Source organism: Oceanicola sp. D3 (assembly GCF_006351965.1).
Taxonomy (GTDB): domain Bacteria; phylum Pseudomonadota; class Alphaproteobacteria; order Rhodobacterales; family Rhodobacteraceae; genus Vannielia.
Map to the genome: position 1 here is coordinate 1,228,625 of NZ_CP040932.1, position 19,946 is coordinate 1,248,570.

The following is a 19,946-nucleotide window of genomic DNA, read 5'->3' on the forward strand; positions in this document are numbered from 1 at the left end:
GCGGCCCGTCGCAGCCTCCGGCCAAACCTGCCACCGAGTCGGAGCCCCCATGCCCACCATCGCCATCAACGGTTTCGGCCGCATCGGCCGCACCGTACTCCGCCAGCTCCTCGCCTCCCGGCCCGGCATCACCCTCGCGCTGATCAACGACATCGAACCGCTGGAAACCTGCGCCTACCTCTTCGCCTATGACAGCGTCTTCGGCCCATGGCCCGGCAAGGTCACCACCGCCACCGAGGCGCTGGTGATCGACGGCAAGCCGATCCGCTTCACCGCCGCGCCCGACATCTCCACGCTCGATCTTTCCGGCGTCGACGTTGTGCTCGAATGCACCGGGCTGGCAGGCAAGCGCTCGGTGGCCGAGCGGGGCTTGGCGGCAGGGGCGCGCACCGTGCTGGTCTCCGGTCCCTCCGACGAGGCCGACATCACGGTTGTCATGGGCGCAAACGACGCGGCGCTCACCAATCAGCGCATCGTCTCCAACGCCTCCTGCACCACCAATGCCCTCGCGCCGCTGCTTCGGGTGTTGGATGAGGCCTTTGGCATCGAAGCCGGCCAAATGACGACCGTCCATTGCTACACTGGCGCCCAGCCCACCGTGGATGCGCCGCGCAAGGCCCCCGAGCGCTCCCGCGCGGCGGCCCTCTCGATGGTGCCCACCACCACCTCCGCCGCCCGGCTGATCGACCGCGTTCTGCCCGCCCTCGCGGGCCGCATCGAGGCCCGGGCGCTCCGCGTGCCCACCGCCTCCGTCTCGGCCATCGACCTCACCGTCACCACCCGGCAGCCCACCAGCACTGAGGCGGTCAATGCCGCCCTCGCCGGTGCCACCGGGCCGATCATCGGCACCACCGATCAGCCCCTCGTCTCCTCCGATCTGCGCGCCCGCCCCGAAAGCCTCATCCTCGCCCCGCGCGAAACCTCCGTGGCAAGCGGGCTCACCCGCGTCTTCGGCTGGTATGACAACGAATGGGGCTTCTCCGCGCGGATGCTCGACATGGCCGAGCGTATGGGCACCCGCTGACGCGCCAACTGGCCGCGCCCGCCTCCGTGCGCCGGTTTCAAGGCCCCGTCACACCGCATTAACGGCGTGCGGTGCTCGTATTCTCGTAGGTATGGGGTGTGCATAGGATGTGCATGGGTTGTGCATCATTACTAACCATAGTTAACGCCAAATATCCCGGCATTACGTGCGGAGCCGCACAGCCGCCGCTCCCCCCTAAAGCTCCCGCAACTGCGCATTTCTGCTCCGGCTAACTATGCAAGTGTTTCCCAAGTCACTGGCAATAAACGGATAAATTAGGCCGAGCTCTCTGCCGAGCGCCGTCCCCGCCCACCTTTAACCCCTCCATGCCATACTCCAGCACAGCAACGAGGGCTTCATTCCCCCCACCAGCCTGCTAGGGTCGCCCCAGTCAAACCAACACAAGGATCAGCCCAATGGCGGGATATCTCACCACCCACGTGCTCGACACCGCCCGCGGCCTGCCGGCAGAGGGGCTGGTGGTCATGCTGTTCCGGATCGAGGGCAGCGAACGTCGCGGACTCGTTCAGATGGTCACCAATGAGGATGGTCGCACCGATACGCCCATTCTCCCAAAAGAGGATTTTGAAACAGGAACTTACGAGCTCCTGTTCCACGCGGGCCACTACCTTCAGGCCACCATGCAGGGTGAAGATGACACGCTGTTCCTCAACGAGGTGCCGATCCGCTTCACCATGACGGAAGACACGCATTACCACGTCCCCTTGCTGCTCTCGCCCTACAGTTATTCCACCTATCGCGGCAGCTAGGCTCTTGACCTTCCAGTGACTGGAACCCCTATGTAAGGTGCCGGACACTCCCGTCCCCGGAGCCTTACCCATGCGCGACGATACCACAGCAACAGCCCGCCTCAGCATCTCAGGCATGGGCTGCGGCGCCTGCACCGCCCGCGTCGAAGCGGCCTTGCAGGAGGCGCTCGGGGTGCAATCCTTCACCGTCACCCGTGCGCCGGATGAGGCCATAACCCTCTATGATCCCTCGCAAACATCTCCCGCGGCTCTCGCTGAGGTGGTGGCCGCAGCTGGCTACCCGGCCACCGTCCAAACGCCCCAAATCGCAGAGCCAGCCCCAGCCGAAGAGCAGAGCGATGAGGCCCGCCCCCAAACCGATGAGCGCAGCGAGGAGGCTCTCCAAACAACCCAACTCAACATCGCAAACATGCACTGCGCCTCCTGCGTCTCCCGAGTCGAGCAGGCCCTTTCCGCAGTCCCCGGCGTGAGCTCGGCCAGCGTAAACCTCGCCACCCGCCGCGCCACCGTCGCGCATAGCCTACCCGCCGAAACCCCGCTGCTGGAGGCCGCCGCTGCCGCAGGCTACCCGGCAATTCTCCAATCCCGCCAAGAGCTTGCCACCCCACCCAACGCAACGAATGAAACCCGGGCAATGGCCCGCCGCACCTTGATCGCAGCCCTGCTGACAGCCCCGGTCTTCCTTATCGAAATGGGCGGCCACCTCTACGCGCCTCTGCACCACTTTGTCGCCGCCACGATCGGCGTAACCCCCTGGCGCATCGTCCAATTCCTGCTCACCACCGCCGTGCTCGCAGGCCCCGGTCGCCTGTTCTTCAGCTCCGGCATCCCCGCGCTCCTGCGTGGCGCGCCCGAGATGAACGCCCTCGTCACCCTTGGGGCAGGGGCCGCATGGGCCTATTCCACCCTTGCCACCTTCGCGCCGGGCCTGCTGCCCGAGGGGGCGAACCACGTCTACTTCGAGGCCGCCGCCGTCATCGTCACCCTCATTCTGCTGGGGCGCACGCTCGAGGCCCGCGCCCGTGGCCAAGCCGGTGCGGCGCTGCGCGGGTTGATGGCGCTCACGCCCGAAACCGCCCCGGTCGAAACCCCACAAGGCCTTAAAAACACGCCGCTTTCCGAAATTGCCCCCGGCTCCATCCTGCACCTCGCGCCCGGCGCGCGCGTGGCGGTGGACGGCGTTGTGACAGAGGGCAGCGGCTGGCTCGACGAGGCCATGATCACCGGCGAGGCCCAGCCCGTCGCCAAGGCCCCCGGCGACAGCCTCACCGGCGGCACCCTCAACGGCACCACCGCCCTCAGCTACCGTGCCACCGCCGTGGGCGCCGATACCGTGCTCGCCCGCATCGCCGCACAGGTGGAGCAGGCCCAAGCCACCAAGCTGCCGGTGCAGCGCACGATTGACAGGGTCACCGCCATCTTCGTCCCCGCCGTTCTGGTCATCGCCGCCCTCACCGCCCTGCTCTGGCTGGCCACCACCGGAGACATCTCCCGCGCCCTCGTGGCGGCGGTCTGCGTGCTTATCATCGCCTGCCCCTGCGCCATGGGTCTGGCCACGCCCGTCTCTATCCTCGTCGCCACAGGGCGCGCCGCCGAGCTGGGTGTGATCTTCCGCAACGGCGCGGCGCTAGAGCAGCTCGGTGCCGTTGAAACACTGGCGTTCGACAAGACAGGCACTCTCACCGAGGGCCACCCTGCGCTGACCTCGGTGACCACCTCCGGCATGGATCGCGCCGAAGCGCTCCGCCTCGCCGCCTCCGCCGAAGCCCGCTCCGAGCACCCTTTGGCCAAGGCCCTGCTTGCCGCCGCCGAGGCCGAAGGGCTCGCCCTATCCCCCGCCACCGCTGCCACCGCAAAGCCCGGCTACGGTCTCACCGCTATGGTTGAGGGCAAGGCGCTGGTGTTGGGCGGCACGCGGGCCATGGAAGCCGAGGGCCTCACCCTCCCGCCCGCGTTGACCGAGGCGCTGGAAGCCGCTGAGGCCCGGGCCGAAACCGCCTTCTTCCTCGCCGCCGAAGGCGAGGTCGCTGCGCTTTTCACCGTCGCAGATCCGATCAAACCAGATGCCGCCCAGGCACTGAAAACGCTGAAATCTAATGGCATTTCCCTCGCGCTCCTCTCCGGCGATTCCCCCCGCGTGGCAAAGGCCGTCGCTGCGCGCTTGGGCATCGACGCGCCTGAAGGTGGCCTGCTGCCTGATGGCAAACTCACCCGCATTGAGGCTTTCAAGGCGCAAGGGCCGGTGGGCTTCGTCGGCGACGGCATCAACGACGCTCCCGCATTGGCGGCTGCCGATGTTGGCCTTGCCATCGGCACTGGCACTGAAGTGGCGGTTGAGGCCGCCGATGTGGTGCTGCTTTCAGGCCGCCTTGAAGGGCTCACCGCAGCGCATGAAATCTCTCGCCGCACCATGGCAAACATCCGCCAAAACCTCGTATGGGCCTTTGGCTACAACGTGCTGCTCATCCCCGTCGCGGCAGGCGTCCTTGTGCCCTTCGGCGGCCCGCAGCTTTCGCCCATGATCGGGGCGGGGGCCATGGCGCTCTCGTCTCTCGCCGTCGTCGCCAACGCGCTCAGGCTCAGGAGGGCCGCCGCATGAATATTTCAGAAGCCGCAACCCGCGCGGGCCTGCCCCCCAAAACCATTCGCTACTACGAAGATATCGGCCTCGTCGCGCCCGACCGTGGGGCCAACGGCTACCGCTCCTTCTCCGAAAGCCACATCCACAAGCTGCACTTTCTCGCGCGCGCCCGCGGCCTCGGGTTTTCCATCGAAGATTGCCGCACGCTCCTCGCGCTTTATGAAGATGCAGGCCGCGCCTCGGCAGATGTGAAATCGGTCGCGCAGGAGCATCTCGGCCAGATCGAGGCCAAGATTGCCGAGCTAACCGCCATGCGCGACACGCTCACCGAGCTTGTGCAGGCCTGCGCGGGCGATCATCGACCGGATTGCCCTATTCTCAAGGGGTTGGAGCAGTAAGGCGCGGCAGCCGTTGCCGATGTTCAGCCTGGGCCGCCCGCAACCCCTTCAGTAGGGCAGCCCAACGTAGTTCTCTGCCATCACCTTCTGTGCTGCTTCATTGGAGCGCAAAAACTCCAGTTCGGCCCGCTGAATCTTCAGATCAAATTCGGTTTGATCGGGGAAGCGGTGCAGCAGCGTTGTCATCCACCAGCTGAAACGCTCGGCCTTCCAGATCCGGGCAAGCGCCTTCTCCGAGTAGCTGTCGAGCCCCTCGGTATCCTTCTGTTCATAAAATTGGACTAGACCATGATACAGGTAATGAATGTCCGAGGCGGCGGTGTTCAGCCCTTTCGCGCCAGTGGGCGGCACGATGTGGGCGGCATCCCCGCACAGGAACAGGCGGCCCCAGCGCATTGGCTCGCAGACAAAGCTGCGCAGGGGCGCGATGGATTTTTCGATAGAGGGGCCTGTGATGAGGTTGGCCGCATGTTTGGCCGGGATACGCTGCTTCAGCTCCTCCCAGAACCGCTCGTCAGACCAATCCTCGGGTTTGTCGGTCAACGGGCACTGAACGTAGTAGCGCGAGAGGTTTTCGTTGCGCATGGAGCAAAGGGCAAAGCCCCGCTCGGAGTTGGCATAAATCAGCTCTTCATGCACCGGCGGCGTTTCTGACAGGATGCCAAGCCAGCCGAAGGGGTAGGTCTTTTCATATTCCCGCCGCACGTCTTCGGGGATCTGCTGGCGCGAAACACCATGAAAGCCGTCACATCCAGCAACGTAGTCACAGTCGAGCCGCACAACCTTGCCGTCCTTCATGAAGGTCACATAGGGCGCATCTGTTTTCAGGTCGTGCGGCATCACGGCAGAAACCTCGGTAAGCACCCGCCCTTCGTCCTGCTGGCAGGCGTCGTAAAGGTCGCGCGTCACTTCGGTCTGGCCATAAACGATCACAGAGGTGCCGGTATGTTCCTTGAAGTTGATTTCAAACTCTTCGTCCCCGTAAGAAATCAACGTGCCGTCATGGACATAGCTCTCATTGTCCATCCGCTCGCCCACGCCCGCTTCGCGCATCAGCCCGACAAATCCGGTTTCGAGAATACCGGCACGGATGCGGCCCAGCACGTAGTCGCGCGAGCGCCGCTCAAGCACCACGCTGTCGATGCCCTTCTTGTGCAGAAGCTGCGAAAGCAAAAGGCCCGAGGGGCCGCCGCCGATGATGGCAACCTGAGTGCGCATGATGTCTCCTCCCTCATGTGGTGTCACACAATGCCGCGGATCGGGCGCGGGCCGAATGGACGGCTCGCGCGAAGACTTGTATATTTCGAACATGGAGCCCGCGTCTGAGATCACAAATTACAACCTCTTCGGTGAGACCGACGAAATGGCCGATGTGGTGCATTGCGAGACCATCGCGGCCCGCTCTGCCCTGCATGACTGGGAGCTTTCTCCCCATCGCCACGCGCGTCTGCATCAGGTGTTGCTGCTGGCCTCCGGTGGCGGCGTGGCGCTTGTGGAGGGGCAGGAAAAAGCGCTTGGCGCGCAGGTCATGTTGAACATGCCCGCGGGCGTGGTGCATGGCTTCCGCTTCGATCCCGGCACCGAGGGCTGGGTGCTGACTCTCCCGGCTGATCTGGTCGATCAGATCCTGCGCCCGGCAGAGGGGCTCTGGGCCGAGCTTCGCCAGCCACGGGTAGAGCCCGGCGCGGGGGTGTTGGCCGCGCCGATGCGCGCGATATTTGGCGAATACGAAGGCCGCAGCTTTGCCCGTGCGCAGATGCTGCGCATGCTCGCCGGGCAGGTTCTGGCGCTGGTGGCCCGTCATCTCGCGCAGCGGGCCGGTACGGGGGAGGGGGCGGCGCATCCGCTCTTTCGACGGCTGGAGGCACTGATCGAGGCACAATATGCCGAGCGCCCCTCTGTGGCGCAGGTGGCGAAAGCGCTGGCCGTCAGCCCGCAGCACCTGAGCCGGATCACCCGCGATGCCACGGGCCAGCCGGTCAGCGCGCTGCTCGCAGCCCGCAGTCACCGCGAGGCCCGGCGGCTGCTGACCTACACCAATCTGCCTGTCCAGCAGGTCGCCTTCCGGCTTGGCTACGCCGACCCTGCGCATTTTTCGCGGGTGTTCTCCCGCGAAGCCGGTGTGAGCCCGCGCGGATTTCGTGCCGCGCTTGCCTAGGGTTCGCCCCGCTTCGTCGCGCGCATCAAAGCTTCAGCGCCAACCCGGGTGAGAGCACATTAATCCCCAGAGCACGGCCCACCGCGTAGTTCGTCAGCCGTCCCGCGTGGGTGTTGAGCCCGGCCAAAAGGTGCTCATCCGCTTCACAAGCCGCGCGCCAACCCTTGTTGGCAAGCTCAATGACGAAGGGCAGGGTGGCATTGCCGAGCGCAATTGTAGAAGTGCGCGGCACCGCCCCGGGCATGTTGGCCACGCAGTAATGCACCACACCGTCAACCTCGTAGATCGGCGCGTCATGTGTGGTGGCCTTCGAGGTTTCAAAGCAGCCACCTTGGTCGATCGCCACATCCACCAGCACAGCACCGGGCTTCATGCCCGCAAGCTCCGCCCGGCTCACCAGCTTGGGGGCGGCCGCACCGGGGATCAGCACCGCGCCCACCACCATATCGGCCCGCGACACCAGTTCGGCCGTTGTGGCCGCAGAGGCGTAGCGGGTGGAGAAGGCGCCGCGGAAGGCGTCGTCGAGGTAGCGCAGGCGGGGCAGGGAGCGGTCCAGCACCGTCACCTGCGCGCCCATCCCGGCAGCCACGCGGGCGGCCTGCGTGCCCACCACGCCCCCGCCGATCACCACCACCTCCGCAGGGCCCACACCGGGCACCCCGCCCATCAGCACACCGCGCCCGCCATTGGCTTTTTGCAACGCCCATGCGCCCACCTGAGGCGCCAGCTTCCCGGCCACCTCGCTCATCGGGGCGAGCAGGGGCAGGGCGCCCGCGCGGTCGGTGACGGTTTCATAGGCGATGGCGGTCACGCCGCTGTCGAGCAGATCCTTGGTTTGCTCCGGGTCCGGCGCGAGGTGAAGATAGGTAAACAGGATCTGCCCTTCACGCAGCATTGCCCGCTCTGCGGTCTGCGGCTCCTTCACCTTCACCACCATCCCGGCCTCGGCAAAAACCTCCTCCGCGGTCGTCGCAATCCGCGCACCCGCGGCCTCATAGTCTGCATCGCTAAAGCCCGCGCCCGCCCCGGCACCACGCTCCAGCAGCACCTCATGGCCATGCGCCACAGCCTCCTGCGCTGCGGCGGGCGTCAGACCAACGCGAAATTCCTGTGCCTTCACTTCCATCGGGCAGCCGATGAGCATTGCGGTTCCTCCTCCTGATTGTAGCACCAACGTGCCACGCCCCCTGTGCAACAGCTTTGACATTTCGCGCCTGCCCAGCCAGCTTGACGCGCAAATACCAGCGCCGATGTGGCCAAGGGCGGGAGATACGTGCGTGGAAACGGAAATTGACGAGACCGACCGTCGAATCCTCTCGGCCCTTCAACGGCGCGGGCGGATGACTTCGGCGGAGCTTGCGGAGGCGGTCAACCTCTCACCTTCGGCCTGCCATCGCCGGGTGCAGCGGTTGGAGAAGGCAAAGGTGATCCGCGATTACGTGGCACTGCTCGACGCCCGCAAACTGGGGCTGGCCACCACCGTTTTTGTCGAAATCAAACTCGCGGGCCAGACAGATGACATCCTCGACGCCTTCGAAAAGGGCGTGGCCCGGGTGCCTGCGGTGCTGGAATGCCACCTGCTCGGCGGTGCGGCAGATTACTTGCTGAAGGTGGTGGCTGAGGACACCGAAGATTTTGCGCGGATCCACCGCCAGTATCTTGCTCGCCTGCCCGGCGTTCAGGGCATGCAATCGAGCTTCGCCCTGCGCACGGTGTTCAAGACAACGGCTCTGCCGACCTGACCCCCCCCTAGATTACCCTTTCAAATGCAAGCTCTGCGCCCCGCTCATTCCGCGCAGTCGCCCCATTGTGGCCACGCTTCCGTGTCACCTGAGGAAACAATAGGGGTATTTTCGAGGGATCGGGATGCGCAGGCAGATCCGCAAACTTCAAATTGGGGCATGGCTATTGGTGCTGATCGGGCTGGCGAGCTTTGGCCTCGCCGGTGTCGGCCTGTTGAAGCAGCTGCATGAGGTTGAACAGCGCAAGGTTGCATTGGCCTCCGAGGTGCCCACCCCTGTGGCAATTGAGGAGTTCAACCGCGAGACCGATGTTCACCCACTTCGCGAAGTCCGGGTGATCGGCCAGCTTGATGTTGAACTGCAATACGACCTCATCGCCACAACCCCGGATGGCGACCGGCTCGGCGTGATGATTCCGCTCTATCCTGCCGGTGCAGAAAATACCGCAGTCCCCGCGCCAGCCGTGCTGCTCTATGATCAGGGGCCGGGCGGCGAAACCATTGGCGATGCCGAGATCAACACCCTTGTCGCGCAGATCGACGGCGAGGGCGGAGTTGGGCCGATGATCACCCTTGGCGGCACGCTGGGCCATGGCAATATCTTCGGGCCGCTGATTGCTGACAGCTTTGCCGAAGCGGGCCGTCCGCTGGCAGAGAACGTTGTTATTATCTTCCCCTTCCGCACTGACCGCGCCACTGCGCTGGCAAGCGGGCCGCAGTTTGAGCAGCTTATTCAGGTGGTGTTCATTGCTGCCGGTTTCACCCTCGTGGGGATGATCTTGCTTGCTTTCGCGCGCAACCGCTTGCGCCGGCTGGCGGCGGGCGATCCGGCCGATGCAACGGATGCGGCGGATGCCGCGCCCGAACAGGATGCCGATGATCTGTTCAGCGATTACGCGCCAGAGGTGAACCCCGTCAACGGTGCGGTGATCATCCCGAGCTACGCGCCCGAAATGGCCGATGGGTCAAACGGGCTCGCCGTGATGCGTGAGGTTCTGGCCATCGGGCGCAGCAGCGAAGAAACCGGCACCTACACAGCGCGCCGGGACGGGATCGACGATTTTGCTGCGCTCGACAGCGGCGGGTTGAAGCGCGCTCTGCCGGGCCGGGGCATTCCCGAAAAGCTGGCCGGGCCGAAGCCGGTAAAAAAGGAAAGCCCGCTTGCCGCAAAGCAGGATCCGACACAGGCCGCCGATATCATGGCTGCGGTGCAGGCCGAGATCACCGCGCCCACTCTGGCCCGAGCAAAAGGGGAAGCCGGAGATATTTTCGCGGCAGTGCAGGCGGCTGTCGGTAGCCGGTCCTAGGCACCGGAACTTCCACGAAAAGGATCGCCCCTATATGCCGGGCCGCGCCTCAGAAGTCGGCGGAGACGCCGGGTAGTTTGAGGTTGGTGATCAGGTCGCGCAGCTCTTGCCGGGCGGCAACGTTGGAAATGTTCAACCGCTCCACGCCCACATCCCCAAGGTCGAGCAGCGTCAGCCCACGCGGGAACAGCTCGCGGAAGATCACGCGCTCCGAGAAGCCTGCCGAAGCGCGAAAGCCGATGCGCTTGGAGAGCTTATCGAGCGCGTCGCCCATCTTTTTCTTGTTGTGCATGGCCTGTGGGCCGAGCCGGTTGCGTACCACCAACCAGTCAATCGGCGGCAGCCCGGCCTGCGCCCGCACCTGACGGGCCGACCAGACCATCTCGGAATAGACCGAGGGGCCGAGGATCTTGCCAGTTGCCGGGTCGATCCGGGCCAGCAGGTCGAAATCCACGAAGCTGTCGTTCAGCGGTGTCACCAGTGTGTCGGCCAGAGAATGCGCCACCTGGCTGAGGCGGGTGTGCGAGCCGGGGCAGTCGATCAGGATAAAATCCATGTCGCCTTCCAGCCCGGCCACGGCAGCCGAAAGCCTGCGGTCATAGATGTTCTCGCCGTCTTCAAGGCTCGCCTGATCCACCTGAGGCAGTTCGCGCAGCACCGGGCTGGCAAGCTCAAGCCCTTGGCTCTCGGCAAAGATCCGGCGGTTGTCGAGATAGCGCGCAAAGCTGCGTTGGCGCAGATCGAGATCGAGCGCGCCCACTTTCCTGCCCATCCGCGCAAGCGCAGTGGAGATATGCATGGAGGTCGTGGACTTGCCCGACCCGCCCTTTTCATTGCCGACGACGATTATATGCGCCATGGCCCTTGCCCTTCTGGCCGCGCGTCACAGCGGCCTCTGCCCCTTCTTCTTTGGCGCGCACCTTATATCTCGGAGTCTGCCGGGAAAAGCGGCTATCGGGCATTTTTGGCAGATCGTTGTGGCTGCTGGCCGGGGCGCGTTTTGTCCAACTCTGCGTGCGCGGTCTGTCCAAGCCAGCGGCGTCGGCTGCGCCTAGACTTCAACCTGCACTGTATTTTCAGGATGAACCCATGAATTATCTTTCCCGTCGAAATTTGCTTGCTATCGCATCCGTTGCGGCTCTTCTCTTCAGCCAACCCGCCATCGCTGACCCATCGGAAGTCGGAGAGAAGGTTGGCCAGATTTGGCTCGATGCCCTCGCTGAAACCGCGCAGATGGTGGAAGGGACGCCGCCTGCGGAGGATATCAAGGCTGACTTCACAGCCATGAAGGAGGCCAAGATTACCGAGTTGGTGGAGCTTGGCCACGAGATTGCCGAAATGGATGCCAGTTCCAAGGCGCAGGTCGAGGCCAAGGTGAGCAGCGCCTACAACAAGGCTTCGATGGATCCGGACATTTCGGCTCAGTACAAGACCTATTTCGAAGCACAGAAGGCCTACCAGAAGAGCGACTCAGAGTTCTTCAATGAATTGAAAGCCATCAACATTCTGACCCAATACGCGTTTTTCGATCTATTGAAGCAACAGGCCCCCGAGGAGGCGGAGCGGCTCGGTCTTTGAGGCCGGGCGAGTGGCGTAACGTCTTAGCCGTCTGCCCCGCTCGGGAGTGTTCCGGGCGGGGTTATTCTTTCGGCATCAGCGTGCGTGTCGAGCCTCTCCGGGTGTCATTCCGTAGTGGGCCTTGAAGCACCGGTTGAAGTAAGAAATATCACCAAATCCGCAGCCAAGGGCGATATCGGTGATCGCCGTGTCCTCTCGTTGCTGAAGGGCAGCCATGGCGCGCTCCAGCCGAATGTTGCGCAGCCGGGTGGAAAAGCTCAGCCCTTCCGACGCCAACAGCTTGCGGATATGCCCGGGCGACAATTGCAGGCGGCGCGCAACGGTGTCGATCCCGAAGTCCGGCTCGGTGGCATGGCGTTCAATCTCGGCAGAGATCGCCGCAATTCTGGCCGCCGTCAGCCCGCCGCCCGCAGCTGAGGCGATTTGCCAATGGTCGCGGCTTCCACCCAGAACCAGCCCCACAAGCTCCTGCACCTGCCGCACCGCCATACGGGCAGCATCTGCCGCGTCGGGGGCCGTCTCTCCGGGCAGCAGGGCACCCGCGAGGAGCATACGCAGGTAGCCATCCAGAAGCCCGAGCGCCGGTGTTTGCCCGGGGATCACGGCAAAGCCGAGGCGCCCGAGGTCGCCCACCTGAGCGGCCACCGCGCTGCGCGGAATGCTAAGGGTCAGAAATTCACCCGCCGTCGAGACAGTTTCGGCCACTTCGGAACTGTGCCGCACCATTGCACTTCCCGGGCCGAACTCCGCCACGTGGCCACGTTCGTTCAGTTGCATCTTGCCCCGTTGAGGGATGAGGAGGATCAGGTCATCATTCTCGTCTTCCAGCAAGCGTTTCGTCCGGGCGCAGCGCATCGCACTGACCGTGCCCCCGGAGAGCGTCAGGCCGGGCATCGAAAGCAGATCGACGTCAAAGCGAAACGGTGCATCGCCCAGCGGGCTGATGTCGAGGCGCAGAAACTGCTCGGCAAAGTGCTCTCGCCACGAGTTGACGCGGGACTCTTGCGGAAACATCGCGGCAGAGAGCTGACCACGCAGAACGGGCGGGGGCATGGGGCTGCTGTCTATGACAATGGTCCTCCATGAATGACGAATGCCCGCCGCCTCACGCGGGCATGCGGAAACTCAAATGTCAGGCCTGCTCGGGGCTGGCCCCGCGCGCGACTGACCAAGTATGGGCCCGTCCAACGGATTGACGCAAGGGAAGCTTTGTTCAGGCCGCCCCGGAACTGCGCGGCGCGTCGCCACCCTGCGCAGTTCACGCGATGGTGTTGGCTTTTGCGCTTCAAACGCTGTAATGTTCGCGCCAGAAGGCCGACGACAGATCGGCCCCTATCGGGCGGCCCCCTGCGCGGGGCGACATAACAAGAGGCGGGAACGAGGCACATGGGTTCCGAAACAGCTGCTATGGCGCAGGAGATCGACTTCTCCCTGCTTGCGCTTTTCATGCGCGCTACCCTGACAGTTAAGATCGTGATGATCATGTTGATCATTGCATCCTTCTGGTCGTGGAAGATCATCATCGAAAAGATACTGATGTATCGGTCTCGCCGGTCAGAGGCGGGCAGCTTTGACCGGGCGTTCTGGTCGGGCGAGCCGCTGGACGAGCTGTTCGACCAGATCGGAACAGAGCCAAAGGGCGCGAGCCAAAAGATTTTTGCCTCCGGTATGATAGAGTGGCGGCGCTCGCACCGCGAAGACGGGGCGTTGATTGCCGGTGCGCAGGCGCGGATTGACCGCTCGATGGACGTGGCAATTGCCAAGGAGACCGACCGGCTCAATCAGGGCCTGCCGTTCCTGGCCACGGTGGGCTCCACCGCGCCCTTCGTGGGCCTCTTCGGCACGGTCTGGGGCATCAAGAACTCCTTCGAGGAGATCGCCATTTCCAAATCGACCGATCTGGCCGTGGTCGCGCCCGGTATCGCCGAGGCGCTTGTGGCCACGGGCCTCGGTCTGCTGGCTGCTATTCCGGCGGTGATTTTCTACAACAAACTGTCGAGTGACAGCGACAGGATCGCCGGCAATTACGAGAGCTTCGCCGACGAATTCGCCACCATCCTCTCGCGCCAGTTGGACAGCTGAGATGGGTGCGGGTGTCATCAACACCGGCGGCGGCAATCGCAAGCGCAGATCGCGCGGGCGGGGCCGGGCTGCCGCGATGAGCGAAATCAACGTCACGCCCTTCGTTGACGTGATGTTGGTGCTGCTGATCATTTTCATGGTCGCCGCGCCGCTGCTGACCGTGGGCGTGCCGATCCAGTTGCCCGAAACGGCGGCGCAGGCGTTGCCTTCCGAGCAGGAGGAGCCGCTGACCGTGACGCTGACAGCCGAGGGCGAAACGCTGATTCAGACCACCCCGGTTGAGGAGGGCGCGCTGATCACGCGCCTGCGGGCGATTGCTGCTGAGCGCGCCGATGACAAAGTCTTCCTGCGGGCCGACGGGGCCATTCCCTACGAGCGCGTCATGCGGATCATGGGGGCCCTCAACGCCGGTGGCTTTGGCAACATCGGCTTGGTGACAGATACTGGCGGACCCACGCTCGACGGGTCGGACGGGTAGGGGGCACCATGCCCGAGAGCCTCGACAAAAGCACGATCATCTCCGGCGCGGGCCACCTTGGCCTGATTGGCTGGGCGCTGGTTGGCGGCATCATCCATTGGGATACGCCGACGGAGACCGTCACCAACGTTAGCATGATCTCTGGCGATGAATATGCCGCGCTTGTGTCGAACTCTACCCAAGAGGCCACGCCCGGGCCTGAGGTGCCCGAGGCCCCCGAAACGCCGGAGCCGCCCGAGGTGGCCGAGCCCGAAACACCAGAGCCGCCCACGCCCGAAACCGAGCCTCAGCCCTCCGAGGCCCCGCCGCCGCGTGCTGCCGAAGTGGCGCCTGACGAGGCCCCTGATACCTCCGCTTTGGAGCCTTTGCCCGAAGCGGAGGTGACAGAAACCGCGCCCCCCGCGCCCGAGGCACCGGTTTCAGACCCCGATGACACCCCCGGGGCAAGCCTCGTGCTCGACAGCTCGAAGCGGCCCAAGGAACGCCCGGCACAGCGGGTTGCGCCAACGCCAGCCGTGGCCCCCGAGCCCGATGCGGCGGTGGATAGCGAGGTGGCCGAGGCCGCTGAGCCGACCCCTGCCGAGGAGGAGCCCGCGCAGGAGGCACAGGAAGACACCGCGCCCGAAGCGGCAAACACCGAGATTGTCACCGAGGCGGAGGAACCGGCGGGCGGCGAAGTGGTGGCCCTCGCCCCGACCGGATCGCCCCGCCCCAAGAGCCGCCCTGCACGCCGCACGCCAGAGGCAGAGCCGGCGCGGGCCGAAACCTCGCAGGAGACTTCCGATGCCATTGCCGACGCGGTGGCCGATGCGGTGAGCGAGGGGCAAGCCGCCTCCGAACCTGCCACCAGCGCCCCCTCCCGCAGCGGTCCGCCGATGACAGCGGGCGAGAAGGACGCCTTGCGCGTGTCCGTGCAGCAATGCTGGAACGTCGGCAGCCTTTCGACCGATGCCCTGCGTGTGACGGTCACGGTGCTTGTGGCGATGAACGAGAACGGCACGCCCGACAATGGCTCGATCCGCATGACCGACTCCGAAGGCGGTTCCGGAGATGCCGTGCGTCAGGCCTTCGAAGCAGCGCGCCGGGCGATCATTCGTTGCGGCGCGAGGGGCTTTCCGCTTCCGGCGGAGAAATATGGCGAATGGGCCGAGATCGAGATGGTCTTTAACCCCGAAAAGATGAGGATCAAATGAGCTGGCCCCGCGTGCATGCCGTGCTGCTATGCGGGGCGCTGGCCCTTTCATCGCATGCGCTGGCGGCAGAGGAGCCTGCGCCGCGCCTTTCGGAGATGATCCCGGTTGCCGAATGCTGGAACGTCGGCGGTCTCTCTGCCGAGGCAGTTCGCACGTCTGTCACCGTGGCCTTCTCGCTGGACAGGGCGGGCAAGCTGGTGGACGGCAGCTTGGAGATGGTCGAGTGGGACGGAGCCGATGTAGCTGCCGCAGAAGAAGCCTATAAGGCGGCCCGGCGCGCGATTTTGATCTGTGGACGGCAAGGATTTGCCCTTCCGGCGGAACAATATGAAGCGTGGCGGAATATCCGGTTAACCTTTGACCCGCGCAACATGGTCGTGTCGTGATGTCGTGGGACGGTGCAACTGGCGGAAAATTTAGCGCCCCGGAGGCCTGAGGCGCGCAGATCGGAATGGCAGGAACCTGCCGATATTGAATAACAGGAGCCTAAGAGGCTTCATGAGCGGTGAAATGCGAGGAATGAGAGCGGCATGAAAAAGTTAACGCACCTTTTGGCGGGGTTTGCCCTTGCCCTCGGTCTTACACCTGCCATCGCGCAGGATGGACCGCTTCGGATCGAGATCACCGAAGGCGTGATCGAGCCGTTGCCCTTCGCCATTCCAGTATTCATCGCCGAAAACGCGGCTGCGCAGGAATATGCCGCGCGGCTCAGCCAGGTTGTGGCCGCTGACCTTCAGGGCACCGGGCTCTTCCGCCAGATCCCGCAGGACGCCTTCATCTCCGGTGTCTCCAACTTCGACGCACCGGTGCAATTTGCCGACTGGAAGGCAATCAACGCCCAGGCGCTGATCGTTGGCGCGGTTTCGGTGGCAGAAGGCGGGCGGGTGAACGTGAAGTTCCGCCTGTTTGACGTGTTCTCCGAAGCCCCCCTCGGTGACGGCCTCCAACTTGGCGGCACCACCACAAGCTGGCGTCGGATTGCGCATAAGGTGGCCGATCAGGTGTATTCGCGGATCACCGGCGAGGGTGGCTACTTCGACAGTCGTGTGGTTTTTGTCCATGAAGAAGGCCCCAAGAACGCCCGCCAGAAGCGCCTTGCGGTGATGGATTATGACGGTGCCAATGTGCAGTACCTCACCAACAGCGCCTCCATCGTGCTGGCCCCGCGCTTCTCGCCCACCGGTGACCGGGTGATCTACACCAGCTACGAGACCGGCTTCCCGAAGATCTACATCATGGACGTGGGCACGGTGCAGCGCCGCATCCTCGACGATCAGCCGGGCACGATGACCTTTGCGCCGCGCTTCGCGCCAGATGGGCAAACGGTTGTTTTCTCGCTCGAGCGTGGCGGCAACACCGACATTTACAAGCTCGCGCCCGGTGGCACAGCGCAACCGCTGACCAACGCCCCTTCGATCGAAACAGCGCCGAGCTTTTCGCCTGATGGCACGCAGATCGTGTTCGAGAGTGACCGCTCCGGCAACCAGCAGCTTTACAAGATGTCTGCTTCAGGTGGTGAGCCGACACGGATCAGCTTTGGTGAGGGTCGCTACGGCACGCCGGTATGGTCGCCCCGCGGCGATCTCATTGCCTTTACCAAGCAGCATCAGGGCCGGTTCCATATTGGTGTGATGCGCACCGATGGCTCGGAAGAGCGGTTGCTGACGGCGAGCTTTCTCGATGAGGGCCCAACGTGGAGCCCCAATGGGCGGGTGATCATGTTCACCCGTTCGGGCAGCGGAGCGGGCGGTGAAAGCGCACTTTATTCGGTGGATATCTCGGGCCGCAACCTCAAGCGTGTGCCCACCCCGGGCGCCGCGTCTGACCCGGCCTGGTCGCCGCTTCTGCCCTGAGGGCGAGCGCTTCGGCGCGGTAACACAGGTGTTTCCCAACACCCGCGCAGGGTGGTATAGACGTCACAAGGAAAGCGCCCGCAACAGGGCGCACCATGAGAGAGAGGCAGTCGAGATGAACAATATCCTCGTGAAATCCGGGTTGATCGCCCTGGCGCTGGCCGTGACGGCCTGTACCGACCCTGGCCGGTTTGGAGCCGGGGGCGCTGGCGGTGACGGCACGGTGGGCGCTGATGCCTACGATCCCAATAACCCCGCATCCAACCCCAGCTCGCCCGAGTATTTCTCGCAGCGCGTCGGCGATCGGGTGCTGTTTGCTGTCGACCAATCGACCCTCTCGCCGGAGGCGCAGCAAACCCTGACGGCGCAGGCGCAATGGCTGAACACCAACAGCTCCTACGCCGCTATCGTTGAGGGCCACGCCGATGAGCAGGGCACCCGCGAATACAACCTTGCGCTGGGCGCACGCCGCGCCAATGCGGTGCAGGAATACCTGATCTCCCAAGGCGTTGCCGGCTCGCGGCTGAAGACTGTCAGCTATGGCAAGGAGCGCCCGCTGGAAGTCTGCTCGACAGAGGTCTGTTATTCCAAGAACCGCCGCTCCGTCACGGTGCTTTCGGCCGGCGCGGGGTTCTGACATGAGGCTCCGGGGGGCTCTCTTCGCATCGTTCGTCGCATTCGGCGGCCTGCCTGCTGTGGCGCAGGATGCGCAAACGCTGGCGGATATCCGGCAGGAACTGGCGACTGTCTATGTTTCGATGCAGGAGCTGAAGCGTGAGCTTTCGACCACGCAGGGCGCTTCAGGTGGCGCTGTGGCTGGTTCGGTGCTGGACCGGGTGAATGCCATTGAAGCCCAGCTTCAGGCGCTCACGTCGCGCACCGAAGAAATGCAGAACCGGATCGACAGGGTGGTGGCCGATGGCACCAACCGGGTCGGAGACCTCGAATTTCGCGTGTGCGAGATCGAGCCGAGCTGCGACTTCGGAGAAATTGGTGACACGCTGCCACTCGGGGGTACGGCCCCGGCGAGTGGCGGCGGGGGCGGCCAGCAGGCTGTGATCACCCCCGACAATGGTAACGGCAACGGCGGCACCACCGCTCCCTCTACCGGCCCCGCGATGGCCGTGGCCGAACAGGCCGATTTCGACCGGGCGAAGGCGGCCCTCGACTCTGGTAGCTTTCAAAGCGCCGTTGACCTCTTTGCGTCCTTTACCCAATCCTACCCGGGTGGGCCGCTGACCAGCGCTGCGCATTTCTGGCGCGGCGAGGCGCTTTATGAGCTGTCGAAAGTGCCAGAGGCCGCGCGCGCCTATCTTGAAAGCTACTCCTCCGATCCGCAGGGCCCAATGGCTGCCGATGCGCTTTATAAGCTGGGCACCTCGCTGGCCGATCTGGGCCAGAACACCGAGGCCTGCACCACGCTGGGCGAGGTTCAGGTACGCTTCCCGAACAGCGACGTGGCGTTTGACGCTGGCGCCGCCCGCCGCACCATCGGGTGCAGTTGAGCTTCGCCGCAAACGTCTCTGCCGCTTACTCGCGCCTTTGGACGGACGGGCCGCCAACCCGGCTTGGTATTGCCCTTTCGGGGGGAAGTGACAGCACGGCGCTGCTGATCCTGACGCGTGAGGCCTTGCCCGAGATACAGCTTTTTGCGGCGACGGTAGACCATCAGTTGCGGGAAGGGTCCGGCAAAGAGGCCGAGCAGGCCGGGCAGCTTTGCCATTCTCTCGGTCTGCCGCACGAGATTCTGCCTTGGGAAGGCTGGGCCGGGGAGGGAAACCTTCAAGCAGCGGCCCGATCAGCGCGGAGCGCCTTGCTTGCAGATTGGGCAGAGCGCAACGAGTTGGCGCATGTTGCCTTGGGCCATACACGCGACGATCAGGCAGAAACCGTGCTGATGCGCCTTGCGCGGGGCTCTGGCGTGGACGGGCTCGCTGCGATGGCACCGTTGCGCAGATCGGCTGGCATAAGCTGGCTTCGCCCGATGCTGGAGGTTTCGCGCCAAGATCTGCGCGCGGAACTGACCGCGCGCGGGGTAGCGTGGGCAGATGATCCCTCCAACGATGACTTGCGGTTCGACAGGGTGAAGGCGCGGGCGATGACCAAGGAGCTATCACGCCTCGGGCTGACGCCGGAGCGCCTTGTGCGCACCGCGTCCCAGATGGCCATGGCGCGGGACGCCTTGAACCACGGCGCCGCGGCCTATCTCGGACGCGCCAGCGTCGAGCAGGGCGACCTGCTGATGCCGAGCCCCGCCAGCCTTTCGGCCCCCCGTGAAACCGTGCTGCGGGCCTTCGCTCACGCGCTCTGCTGGGTGTCTTCCACCGTTTATCGCCCCCGGTTCGAGTCGCTCACGGCTATGCTGGATGGGCTTGAGCAGGGCAAGGCCGGCACGCTGCATGGCTGCCGGATTTCCAGCGAAGGCGCCACTTGGCGGATCACACGCGAATATGCCGCAGTGGCCGATGTGGCCACGCCGCCCGCCGCACTATGGGACAAGCGCTGGCAGTTTCACGGCCCCAAGCCGCCGGATGGTGCCCATGTGGCCGCACTTGGAGCTATCGGCCTTGCAGAGTGCGAAAACTGGCGCGACTCCGGCCTGCCAAGGGCGTCTCTGCTGGCCTCGCCCGCGCTCTGGCTGGGAGACCGGCTGCTCTCTGCCCCGCTGGCTGGGCGCCCCGAAGGTTGGGCCGCGCGGCTATGTCACGGGGCGGAACATCTTGTTTCCACCCTCCGGGCCGATTGAACCCCGGGCAAAAACCCCTATGTTGTGCGATGAACCG

20 protein-coding genes are annotated in these 19,946 nt (G+C 64.6%); 16 read left to right on the forward strand and 4 right to left on the reverse strand.

Annotated features, from left to right (window positions below; translation table 11 throughout):
• The first annotated feature begins 49 nt into the window (after positions 1 to 49).
• The 4 genes from FHY55_RS06280 to cueR all read left to right on the forward strand — a co-directional run bounded on the left by FHY55_RS06280 (position 50) and on the right by cueR (position 4,773).
• Positions 50 to 1,024, forward strand: coding sequence for a type I glyceraldehyde-3-phosphate dehydrogenase (locus tag FHY55_RS06280; RefSeq protein WP_140013373.1), 975 nt, complete (start codon positions 50 to 52; stop codon positions 1,022 to 1,024).
• Positions 1,025 to 1,440: 416 nt separating this feature from the next.
• Positions 1,441 to 1,794, forward strand: coding sequence for a hydroxyisourate hydrolase (gene uraH / locus FHY55_RS06285; protein WP_140013374.1), 354 nt, complete (start codon positions 1,441 to 1,443; stop codon positions 1,792 to 1,794).
• A 70-nt stretch (positions 1,795 to 1,864) separates the two neighbouring features.
• On the forward strand, positions 1,865 to 4,393 hold the full coding sequence (locus FHY55_RS06290) for a heavy metal translocating P-type ATPase (protein WP_254695432.1): 2,529 nt from the start codon (positions 1,865 to 1,867) through the stop codon (positions 4,391 to 4,393).
• Complete coding sequence (cueR, locus tag FHY55_RS06295; RefSeq protein WP_140013375.1) at positions 4,390 to 4,773, forward strand: Cu(I)-responsive transcriptional regulator; 384 nt, start codon at positions 4,390 to 4,392, stop codon at positions 4,771 to 4,773. The genes FHY55_RS06290 and cueR overlap by 4 nt, the downstream gene beginning before the upstream one ends.
• Positions 4,774 to 4,821: 48 nt before the next feature.
• Here cueR and pobA read toward each other — a convergent pair whose 3' ends face one another.
• Entirely contained in the window at positions 4,822 to 5,991 is a 1,170-nt protein-coding gene (gene pobA / locus FHY55_RS06300; protein WP_140013376.1) for a 4-hydroxybenzoate 3-monooxygenase, read from the reverse strand.
• Between the two features lie 91 nt (positions 5,992 to 6,082).
• Here pobA and FHY55_RS06305 point away from each other — a divergent pair, with 91 nt between their 5' ends.
• Positions 6,083 to 6,931: a helix-turn-helix domain-containing protein gene (locus FHY55_RS06305; RefSeq protein WP_254695433.1), complete on the forward strand. Its 849-nt coding sequence runs from the start codon at positions 6,083 to 6,085 to the stop codon at positions 6,929 to 6,931.
• Positions 6,932 to 6,956: 25 nt separating this feature from the next.
• On the opposite strand, the gene ald is transcribed toward FHY55_RS06305, so the two are convergent.
• The gene (gene ald / locus FHY55_RS06310; RefSeq protein ID WP_140013378.1) at positions 6,957 to 8,075 is read right to left on the reverse strand and encodes an alanine dehydrogenase; all 1,119 of its coding nucleotides are present in this window, start codon (positions 8,073 to 8,075) and stop codon (positions 6,957 to 6,959) included.
• A gap of 196 nt (positions 8,076 to 8,271) precedes the next feature.
• On the opposite strand from ald, the gene FHY55_RS06315 reads away from it, so the two are divergent.
• Both FHY55_RS06315 and FHY55_RS06320 read left to right on the forward strand, forming a co-directional pair.
• Positions 8,272 to 8,673 carry an Lrp/AsnC family transcriptional regulator gene (locus FHY55_RS06315; RefSeq protein WP_254695493.1) on the forward strand — a complete coding sequence of 134 codons (402 nt, stop codon included), beginning with the start codon at positions 8,272 to 8,274 and terminating at the stop codon, positions 8,671 to 8,673.
• 124 nt (positions 8,674 to 8,797) lie between these two features.
• On the forward strand, positions 8,798 to 9,979 hold the full coding sequence (locus FHY55_RS06320) for a hypothetical protein (protein WP_140013379.1): 1,182 nt from the start codon (positions 8,798 to 8,800) through the stop codon (positions 9,977 to 9,979).
• Between the two features lie 49 nt (positions 9,980 to 10,028).
• Here FHY55_RS06320 and FHY55_RS06325 read toward each other — a convergent pair whose 3' ends face one another.
• Positions 10,029 to 10,838 carry a division plane positioning ATPase MipZ gene (locus FHY55_RS06325; RefSeq protein WP_140013380.1) on the reverse strand — a complete coding sequence of 270 codons (810 nt, stop codon included), beginning with the start codon at positions 10,836 to 10,838 and terminating at the stop codon, positions 10,029 to 10,031.
• 5 nt (positions 10,839 to 10,843) lie between these two features.
• Here FHY55_RS06325 and FHY55_RS06330 point away from each other — a divergent pair, with 5 nt between their 5' ends.
• Positions 10,844 to 11,557 (forward strand): hypothetical protein, encoded by a 714-nt coding sequence (locus FHY55_RS06330; RefSeq protein ID WP_140013381.1) that lies wholly within the window; start codon positions 10,844 to 10,846, stop codon positions 11,555 to 11,557.
• Positions 11,558 to 11,632: 75 nt separating this feature from the next.
• On the opposite strand, the gene FHY55_RS06335 is transcribed toward FHY55_RS06330, so the two are convergent.
• Positions 11,633 to 12,610 (reverse strand): AraC family transcriptional regulator, encoded by a 978-nt coding sequence (locus FHY55_RS06335; protein ID WP_140013382.1) that lies wholly within the window; start codon positions 12,608 to 12,610, stop codon positions 11,633 to 11,635.
• 333 nt (positions 12,611 to 12,943) lie between these two features.
• On the opposite strand from FHY55_RS06335, the gene tolQ reads away from it, so the two are divergent.
• From tolQ to tilS, 8 genes are all read left to right on the forward strand, one after another.
• A complete protein-coding gene (gene tolQ, locus FHY55_RS06340; RefSeq protein WP_140013383.1) occupies positions 12,944 to 13,639 on the forward strand; it encodes a protein TolQ in 696 nt (231 codons plus the stop codon).
• 1 nt (position 13,640) lies between these two features.
• Complete coding sequence (gene tolR, locus FHY55_RS06345) at positions 13,641 to 14,117, forward strand: protein TolR (protein ID WP_140013384.1); 477 nt, start codon at positions 13,641 to 13,643, stop codon at positions 14,115 to 14,117.
• Between the two features lie 8 nt (positions 14,118 to 14,125).
• Entirely contained in the window at positions 14,126 to 15,310 is a 1,185-nt protein-coding gene (locus FHY55_RS06350) for a hypothetical protein (RefSeq protein ID WP_140013385.1), read from the forward strand.
• Positions 15,307 to 15,696, forward strand: coding sequence for a hypothetical protein (locus FHY55_RS06355; RefSeq protein ID WP_140013386.1), 390 nt, complete (start codon positions 15,307 to 15,309; stop codon positions 15,694 to 15,696). Before FHY55_RS06350 ends, FHY55_RS06355 begins: the two co-directional genes overlap by 4 nt.
• Positions 15,697 to 15,840: 144 nt before the next feature.
• Positions 15,841 to 17,163: a Tol-Pal system beta propeller repeat protein TolB gene (tolB, locus tag FHY55_RS06360; RefSeq protein ID WP_140013387.1), complete on the forward strand. Its 1,323-nt coding sequence runs from the start codon at positions 15,841 to 15,843 to the stop codon at positions 17,161 to 17,163.
• A gap of 115 nt (positions 17,164 to 17,278) precedes the next feature.
• Positions 17,279 to 17,800, forward strand: a complete 522-nt coding sequence (gene pal / locus FHY55_RS06365) for a peptidoglycan-associated lipoprotein Pal (RefSeq protein WP_140013388.1) — start codon at positions 17,279 to 17,281, stop codon at positions 17,798 to 17,800.
• A 1-nt stretch (position 17,801) separates the two neighbouring features.
• Positions 17,802 to 18,668, forward strand: a complete 867-nt coding sequence (gene ybgF, locus FHY55_RS06370; protein WP_140013389.1) for a tol-pal system protein YbgF — start codon at positions 17,802 to 17,804, stop codon at positions 18,666 to 18,668.
• The gene (gene tilS / locus FHY55_RS06375; protein ID WP_140013390.1) at positions 18,665 to 19,909 is read left to right on the forward strand and encodes a tRNA lysidine(34) synthetase TilS; all 1,245 of its coding nucleotides are present in this window, start codon (positions 18,665 to 18,667) and stop codon (positions 19,907 to 19,909) included. Before ybgF ends, tilS begins: the two co-directional genes overlap by 4 nt.
• The last annotated feature ends 37 nt before the right edge of the window (positions 19,910 to 19,946 follow it).